The following is a 593-nucleotide window of genomic DNA, read 5'->3' as shown; positions in this document are numbered from 1 at the left end:
GCGTGCAAACGTGCGACATTCAGCGGTGCTTCACCCATATCAATACCGAGTACATTTGCGCCGCGTCGCGCCATACTTTCAGCCAAAATACCACCGCCACAACCGACATCCAGCACTTTCTTGCCTGCAATGCCACCAGTATGTTCATCAATCCAGTTCAAACGTAATGGATTAATCTGGTGTAAAGGACGAAATTCGGAATGCTGATCCCACCATTTGGCTGCGAGTGCTTCAAATTTTGCAATTTCTTGTGGATCAACATTCAGTTGCGACATGGTGTCACCTCTTTTATTTGTGTTTTCATCAATCGTTAAGTTTGGTTTACTAGGGTTAGTGTAACCACAAATCTGAAAAAAGTGATCTGCTTGCTCAAAGATATGCTAAAAATCTTCACACAAGCAAAACGAATTTGGCATATTTGTTCTATATTTAAGGCATACACTCAACAGAATGATTTAGAGGAAAAAACACGTAATGAAAAAGTTTGTTTTTGGTGGTCTTTGTGCCGCAATGATGGCAGTTTCTGGAACTGCAATGGCTGCTGACTTTGTGGCAGGCAAAGATTACTCCGTGGTTGCCAATCCGGGCAAAGT

1 protein-coding gene and 1 pseudogene are annotated in these 593 nt (G+C 42.5%); one reads left to right on the top strand and one right to left on the bottom strand.

Annotation, left to right across the window (positions count from 1 at the left end; translation table 11 throughout):
* Positions 1 to 275: bifunctional 2-polyprenyl-6-hydroxyphenol methylase/3-demethylubiquinol 3-O-methyltransferase UbiG (gene ubiG / locus JR005_RS14580; RefSeq protein WP_228731754.1), on the bottom strand; the 275-nt coding region annotated here is incomplete at its 3' end.
* A gap of 199 nt (positions 276 to 474) precedes the next feature.
* On the opposite strand from ubiG, the pseudogene JR005_RS14575 reads away from it, so the two are divergent.
* Positions 475 to 593, top strand: a pseudogene (locus tag JR005_RS14575) (thiol:disulfide interchange protein DsbA/DsbL); the annotation flags it as partial.

Source organism: Acinetobacter sp. Colony158 (assembly GCF_019264745.1).
GTDB lineage: Bacteria > Pseudomonadota > Gammaproteobacteria > Pseudomonadales > Moraxellaceae > Acinetobacter > Acinetobacter ursingii.
The sequence above is the reverse complement of the archived record's forward strand: the minus strand, read 5'-3'. Positions and strand labels throughout refer to the sequence as shown.